6 protein-coding genes are annotated in these 6,100 nt (G+C 61.2%); 4 read left to right on the forward strand and 2 right to left on the reverse strand.

All coding sequences use genetic code 11. The features are described from left to right. The first annotated feature begins 146 nt into the window (after positions 1-146). The 3 genes from D1646_RS02645 to D1646_RS02655 are packed head-to-tail and all read left to right on the forward strand — an operon-like array spanning position 147 to position 2,353. Entirely contained in the window at positions 147-779 is a 633-nt protein-coding gene (locus D1646_RS02645) for a cytidylate kinase-like family protein (protein ID WP_160634952.1), read from the forward strand. Next, complete coding sequence (locus tag D1646_RS02650; protein ID WP_160634953.1) at positions 776-1,429, forward strand: type 1 glutamine amidotransferase; 654 nt, start codon at positions 776-778, stop codon at positions 1,427-1,429. The genes D1646_RS02645 and D1646_RS02650 overlap by 4 nt, the downstream gene beginning before the upstream one ends. A 15-nt stretch (positions 1,430-1,444) precedes the next feature. Continuing rightward, positions 1,445-2,353, forward strand: coding sequence for a D-alanyl-D-alanine carboxypeptidase family protein (locus tag D1646_RS02655; RefSeq protein ID WP_160634954.1), 909 nt, complete (start codon positions 1,445-1,447; stop codon positions 2,351-2,353). Positions 2,354-2,427: 74 nt separating this feature from the next. Here D1646_RS02655 and rny read toward each other — a convergent pair whose 3' ends face one another. Together rny and spoIID are read right to left on the reverse strand one after the other, a co-directional pair. Further along, positions 2,428-3,981, reverse strand: coding sequence for a ribonuclease Y (gene rny / locus D1646_RS02660; RefSeq protein WP_160634955.1), 1,554 nt, complete (start codon positions 3,979-3,981; stop codon positions 2,428-2,430). Positions 3,982-4,243: 262 nt separating this feature from the next. Further along, positions 4,244-5,281: a stage II sporulation protein D gene (gene spoIID, locus D1646_RS02665; protein ID WP_160634956.1), complete on the reverse strand. Its 1,038-nt coding sequence runs from the start codon at positions 5,279-5,281 to the stop codon at positions 4,244-4,246. 133 nt (positions 5,282-5,414) lie between these two features. On the opposite strand from spoIID, the gene D1646_RS02670 reads away from it, so the two are divergent. Next, positions 5,415-6,026, forward strand: a complete 612-nt coding sequence (locus D1646_RS02670) for a recombinase family protein (RefSeq protein WP_160634957.1) — start codon at positions 5,415-5,417, stop codon at positions 6,024-6,026. Positions 6,027-6,100 lie beyond the last annotated feature (74 nt).

Here is a 6,100-nt window from a genome sequence, read left to right on the forward strand (position 1 = left end):
AATCCTGCGACAGATACTTTACGAATGAACATAAAGAGACAGATTTTGATTGTCATTTTTCCGTTCATGTATTATACTATAAAGAGAGACCTTGGGCAGACCGGCAAGCTCCGGAAGCTGCCCCATCTCACAGGGAGGTGTGAGCTATGAGCAACTATGTGATTTCCATCAGCCGGGAGTTCGGCAGCGGTGGACGCCTCATCGGCAAGCGGCTGGCCGCCCGCCTGGGCATCCCCTGCTACGACCGGACCATCATCCAGAAGACCTCGGAGAAAAGCGGGCTGTCCCCCGACTTTATCGCCCGGGCGGAGGAACGGGCCCGCAGCCGCTTCCATCTGTCCCTGGCGCCGGCGGGGGTGGGGGCCCCTACCCTGGCCCACCATGGAGTTCCGGTGAGCCATCAGGCATTCTTCGCCCAGTCGGAGGTCATTCGCGAGCTGGCCGACGAGGGCCCCTGCGTCATTGTGGGCCGGTGCTCCGACTATGTGCTGGGGGAGCGGCCCGAGTGTCTGAAGGTCTTTGTCCACGCCGGTCTGCCCAGCCGGGTGGAGCGGTGCGTGGAGGAGTACCACATCGACGCCGAGGACATGGCCAAGCGCATTATCCAGATGGATAAGGGCCGGTCCAACTACTACAACTATTATACCGGACACAACTGGGGCGATATGCGCCGCTATGACCTGACGCTGAATTCCGGCATCACTGGCGTGGAGGGCGCGGTCGAATTAATCGTGGCCCTGGTGAAGGCAAGAGCTGCTTTGGAGGTGCAGGAGACATGAAAATTCAGATATCCGGCGGACAGAAGCTGATTGAGAACTACATGGCTGCGGTGGCCAATGCGGGAGCTGAGCCGGTGGCCGCCTACTGCCCCCAGCCCGACCTGTCCTGCGACGGCCTGCTGCTGTGCGGCGGGGGCGATATCGAGTGCTCCCTCTACGGCCAGGAGGACCAAGGCTCCCAGCCCCCCGACCGTGCCCGAGACCAGGCAGAGATCGCCCTCTTCAACGCCTTTTATCAGGCAGGCAAGCCCATTCTGGGCATCTGCCGGGGAATGCAGATGATGAATATCCTGCTGGGTGGCACGATGATTCAGGATATGCCCGCAGAGCAGTGCATATTCCATGCGGGCAGCGACGGCGACCGGATCCATCCGGCCCGAACTCTGGAGGGTACCATCCTCCACCAGCTCTACGGTCCCCTGGTCCAGGTGAACAGCCACCACCACCAGGCGGTGGACCAGCTGGGCAAGGGCCTGGTGGTGACCGCCTGGTCGGAGAGCGGCGTCCCTGAGGCGCTGGAGCTGTCCGGCTACCCCCTGCTGGGCGTCCAGTTCCACCCGGAGCGGATGTGCTGTGACTTCCGCCGTCCCGACACCGCAGACGGCGCGCCTATTTTTACATGGCTTATCAAGCAGTGTCAGAAAGGATAACAAGGAAACATACCAATGAGAAAATCAGCCCCTTGGCATATTTCAATTTCCCTGCTGGCGGCGGTCTGCCTGACCCTCCCCGCCCAGGCGGCGCCAGAGCTTCCGGCACAGCAAATTCAGGCGGAGCTGGAGACAAGCTGGCTGGAGCTGCCCAACGCCCAAGCGGACCGGCTGGAGCGCTATACCCTCTGGGCGGCGCGGAATCCGGAGCTGGATCGTGAGACAGTGGTGCTCCAGGTGAATCTGGACCTGGACCGGACTCCCTACGACAATCCCCGGACGGTGGATGACCCGTCCAGTTTGACGGTGCTGGTCAACAAGCACAACGCCCTGCCCCGGGACTACGTTCCGGAGCTGGAGACCCTGGGGGCGGACTACGGCAGCGGCTCCCTGCGGCCGGAGGCGGCCCAGGCCTTCCGGGAGATGGCGGACGCCGCCCGGGAGGAGGGGATTGCACTGCGCAGCGTGTCAGCCTACCGCTCCTATTCCTATCAAAACGCGCTTTACAGCCGCTACCTGACCCAGTACCGGCAGAATACAGCGGATACCTTCTCCGCCCGGCCCGGCCATTCGGAGCACCAGACCGGGCTGGCCCTGGACATTAACACGGCCAGTACCCGGGACCACTTTGAAAACACGCCCGCCTTCGCCTGGCTGAAGGAGCACTGCGCCCAGTACGGCTTTATCCTCCGCTACGACCAGGGGAAGCAGGATATCACCGGCTACCGCTTTGAGCCCTGGCACTACCGCTATGTGGGAGTGGAGATTGCACAGGCGTGTATGGAGCAGGGGCTGAGCTATGAGGAGTATCTGGCCCTGGGATTGACGCCCCAGGAGGAGGAGGCGGTCCCGCCTGCCCCGGAACCGGAGACCCCGCCCCTGTTCCCCTTCCCCATCGCCCAGGGAAAGCCTATTGCATTATAATGAAAAATTCGCCCCTCTTCCTTCGGGAAGGGGGGCGAAAAAATCCGGAACGCTTGGGGGGCGTTCCGGATTTTTTATTTGGCGTATTCGATGGCCTTGGTCTCCCGCAGGAGGTGGACCTTGATCTGGCCGGGGTACTCCAGCTCGTCCTCAATTTTCTTGGCGATCTCCCGGGCCAGCAGCACCATCTGGTCCTCGCTGACCACCTCGGGCTTGACCATGATCCGGACCTCGCGACCGGCCTGAATGGCGAAGGACTTCTCAACCCCGTTGAAGGAGGAGGTGATCTCCTCCAGGGTCTCCAGCCGCTTGATATAGTTCTCCAGGTTTTCCCGGCGGGCCCCGGGGCGGGCGGCAGAGATGGCGTCAGCCGCCTGGACCAGGCAGGCCACCACAGTGTGGGGCTCCACGTCGTTGTGGTGGGCGTGGATGGCGTGGATAATGTTCTCGCTCTCCCGGTACTTCCGGGCCAGCTCCACGCCGATCTGTACGTGGGAGCCCTCTACCTCGTGGTCGATGGACTTGCCCAGGTCGTGGAGCAGACCGGCGCGCTTGGCCTCGGTGACGTTGGCCCCAATCTCAGCGGCCAGCAGCCCGGCCACGTGGGAGACCTCAATGGAGTGGTTGAGTACATTCTGTCCGTAGCTGGTGCGGTAGCGCATACGGCCCAGCAGCTTCACCAGCTCGGGGTGGAGGCCGTGGACATTGGTCTCGAAAATGGCCCGCTCGCCCTCCGACTTGATGACGGCGTCCACCTCCCGCTTGGCCTTCTCCACCATCTCCTCAATGCGGGCGGGGTGGATGCGGCCGTCCAGGATCAGCTTTTCCAGGGCCAGACGGGCGATCTCCCGGCGGACGGGGTCGAAGCAGGAGACGGTGATGGCCTCGGGGGTGTCGTCGATAATCAGGTCTACGCCGGTGAGGGTCTCCAGGGTCCGGATGTTGCGGCCCTCACGACCGATGATGCGGCCCTTCATGTCGTCGTTGGGCAGGGGCACCACAGAGACGGTGGCCTCAGACACATGGTCGGCGGCGCAGCGCTGGATCGCTAGAGAGATGATTTCCCGGGCCCTGGTGTCGGCCTCCTCCTTATAGCGGGTCTCAATCTCCTTGATCTTCATGGCCGACTCGTGGGTCACGTCCTCCTCCAGCTGCTTGAGGAGGTAATTTTTGGCTTCCTCGGCGGTAAAGCCGGAGATCCGCTCCAGCTCGTCCATCTGCTTCTGCTTCAGCTCCTCGGCCTGAGCCTGAGTCGCGTCCAGCTTGGACAGCTTGGCGGAGAGCTGTTCCTCTTTCTTCTCGATGTTCTCCATTTTGCGGTCCAGGTTCTCCTCCTTCTGCTGAAGGCGGTTCTCCTGGCGCTGGAGCTCGTTCCGGCGGTCTTTTACCTCTTTGTCGTGCTCGTTCTTGGCCTTGAGGATCTCCTCCTTGGCCTCCAGAAGGGCTTCGCGCTTTTTGCTTTCTGCGCTTTTATAGGCCTCGTTGACAATACGGGTTGCTTCGTCCTCGGCGGATTTGATCTCCCGCTCGGCGGTGGCCTTGCGCCGGTTCCAGCCGAAGAGAGCTCCCCCCAGAGCGCCCACGATCAACGCGGCGATCATCCCGATGACTGCTACAATTGGGTTCATTGGGTCTTCTTACACCTCCAAATTTTTTCATTGCCCGGCGGACCGCCGGAGCGCCTGCTGTCAGGCTTGCAGTAAAAGGCCGCAAGGGGGCAGTCCTTCCCTCCCTTGCGACAACTGAAAAACATCCCCACAGGTTTTTCATATTTGTCCTTCTTCATTGTAAAGGCCAACCGGTTTTCTGTCAAGATTTATTCACATTTGAAATGGAGGGTTTTTTGAAAAATTTTTCCAAACATACAAAAAAGCGGGGCTTGCCCCCGCTTTACCACAGTGCGCCCACCTCGGCCCCGGTGTAATACCAGATGAGGATGTCCTGAAAAGAGCTTCCATTTTTCGCCATAGCGTTGGCGCCGTACTGGCTCATGCCCACACCGTGGCCGTAGCCGGTGACGTCAAAGGTGAACTGCGTCCCGTCCCAGGAGACGGTGAAGCTGGCGGAGCGCAGGGAGAACAGGGAGCGCACCTGGCCGCCGGTGAGGGTCACGCCCCCCAGCGGTACGGAAATCACACCGCCCCCCTCGTTGCGGCTGGCCTCCCCGAACCAGGAGGCCGGGTCCCCGGACAGGTCGGCGCCGGGGTAGGCGGTCAAGGTCAGCGCCTTCACCTCCTCCGCCCCCAGGACCACCTGGCTGTGGTAGTTGGGCACCTCGTCCCCCTCGGGGCTGTCCACACTCTTTAAATAGTCCACCGCGTTGCCCCAGACCTCCACCGCGTCCACCGTCCTCCCAGCGGCGGAGGAGAAAAACAGAGCCTGAATGGGCTTGCCCTGGTAGAGGACCCCCAGGCCGTCGGTCTCAGCCAGGGCTCGGTCGATTTTTTGGCCGTACTCCCCGGCGCTCAGTCCCCAGCGGGCCTCGGCGGCGGAGCGCTCAATGTATGCCTGACAACAGGTGCTGTCGCCGCAGATATCGGCCTCGGGGTGTTTTTGGCTGTTCTGGAGAACTGCGGTGTAGGTCCGGGCGGCGCAGGCTTGAGCCTTCAGCGCCTCGGTCTCGAAGGACGCGGGCATCTCCGCCGCTACCACGCCCCACAGGTACTGCTCCATGGTCAGCTCCTCCACCGCCCCCTCCTTGGTGAGAAGGCGCACCGTCCGGCCCTTGTCCCGTCCGCCGGTGGCGGTGTCCGGCTGAGAGGAGGAAAAAAATGGGACGGTTTCCCCGTTGGGCAGCAGGGAAAAGTCCTCACGCTGGTAAACCGGCTCCCCCTGTATGACCAGCGCGGGGAGAAAAAACAAGATCCCCGTCAAAATCAGGGCCGCGCTCACCGCCTGCCGCCGCCCGTCCCCCGTCTTCTTATCCATATTTGCCGCCTCCTTTGTCCATATTATATGGGACAGGCGTTGGGGATATGACGGTCCGTGTGATAGGGTTGTACTGTCGCGTACAACAACCGGGGGAATCGCCGGGTTAGTATCAAATCATTGGAGGTGGAATATGCAAGCGTATGGCTATATCCGGGTGTCCAGCACGGACCAGAACGAGGACCGGCAGAAGATTGCGTTGGCAGACAAGGGGATTCCGGAGAAAAACGTCTACATGGACAAGCAGTCGGGAAAGGACTTCCGCCGGCCCCAGTATCGGAAGCTGGTCAGGCGGCTGCGGGCGGGAGATTTGCTCTATGTGCTGAGCATTGACCGGCTGGGGCGCAATTATGAGGAAATCCAGAACCAGTGGCGAATCTTGACCAAGGAGATCGGCGTGGATATCTGCGTCATTGATATGCCCCTGCTGGATACCAGAAACGGCAAGGACCTAATGGGTACCTTTATCGCAGACCTGGTCCTGCAAATTTTGTCCTTCGTGGCTCAGAACGAACGGGAGAACATCCGCAAACGCCAGGAACAGGGCATCGCCGCCGCCAGAGCCCGCGGGGTCCGCTTCGGACGGCCCAGCGTGCCCGTGCCGGAGAATTTCCCGGATATTGTGGCCCAGTGGGAGGCGGGTCACATTACCTTCCAGGAGGCCCTGGAGCGCAGCGGTCTGGTGCAGGCGACCTTCTACCGCCGCCTGCGAGAATACCGCCTGCTCTCCGGGAAAAAAGAATAGCAACTATCAAAAGGTACACCTTTTGATAGTTGCTTGACCAAGGTAAGAATACCATAAATCTTTTGAGATTGCAA

The organism is Pseudoflavonifractor sp. 60, assembly GCF_009911645.1.
In the GTDB taxonomy this organism is placed as follows: Bacteria; Bacillota; Clostridia; order Oscillospirales; family Oscillospiraceae; genus Lawsonibacter.

What these genes read in the sequence shown, in the direction of transcription:
- D1646_RS02645 (WP_160634952.1), top strand. Translation starts at nt 147, where the DNA reads ATGAGCAACTATGTGATTTCCATCAGCCGGGAGTTCGGCAGCGGTGGA.
- D1646_RS02670 (WP_160634957.1), top strand. Translation starts at nt 5,415, where the DNA reads ATGCAAGCGTATGGCTATATCCGGGTGTCCAGCACGGACCAGAACGAG.
- D1646_RS02650 (WP_160634953.1), top strand. Translation starts at nt 776, where the DNA reads ATGAAAATTCAGATATCCGGCGGACAGAAGCTGATTGAGAACTACATG.
- D1646_RS02655 (WP_160634954.1), top strand. Translation starts at nt 1,445, where the DNA reads ATGAGAAAATCAGCCCCTTGGCATATTTCAATTTCCCTGCTGGCGGCG.
- rny (WP_160634955.1), bottom strand. Translation starts at nt 3,981, where the DNA reads ATGAACCCAATTGTAGCAGTCATCGGGATGATCGCCGCGTTGATCGTG.
- spoIID (WP_160634956.1), bottom strand. Translation starts at nt 5,281, where the DNA reads ATGGATAAGAAGACGGGGGACGGGCGGCGGCAGGCGGTGAGCGCGGCC.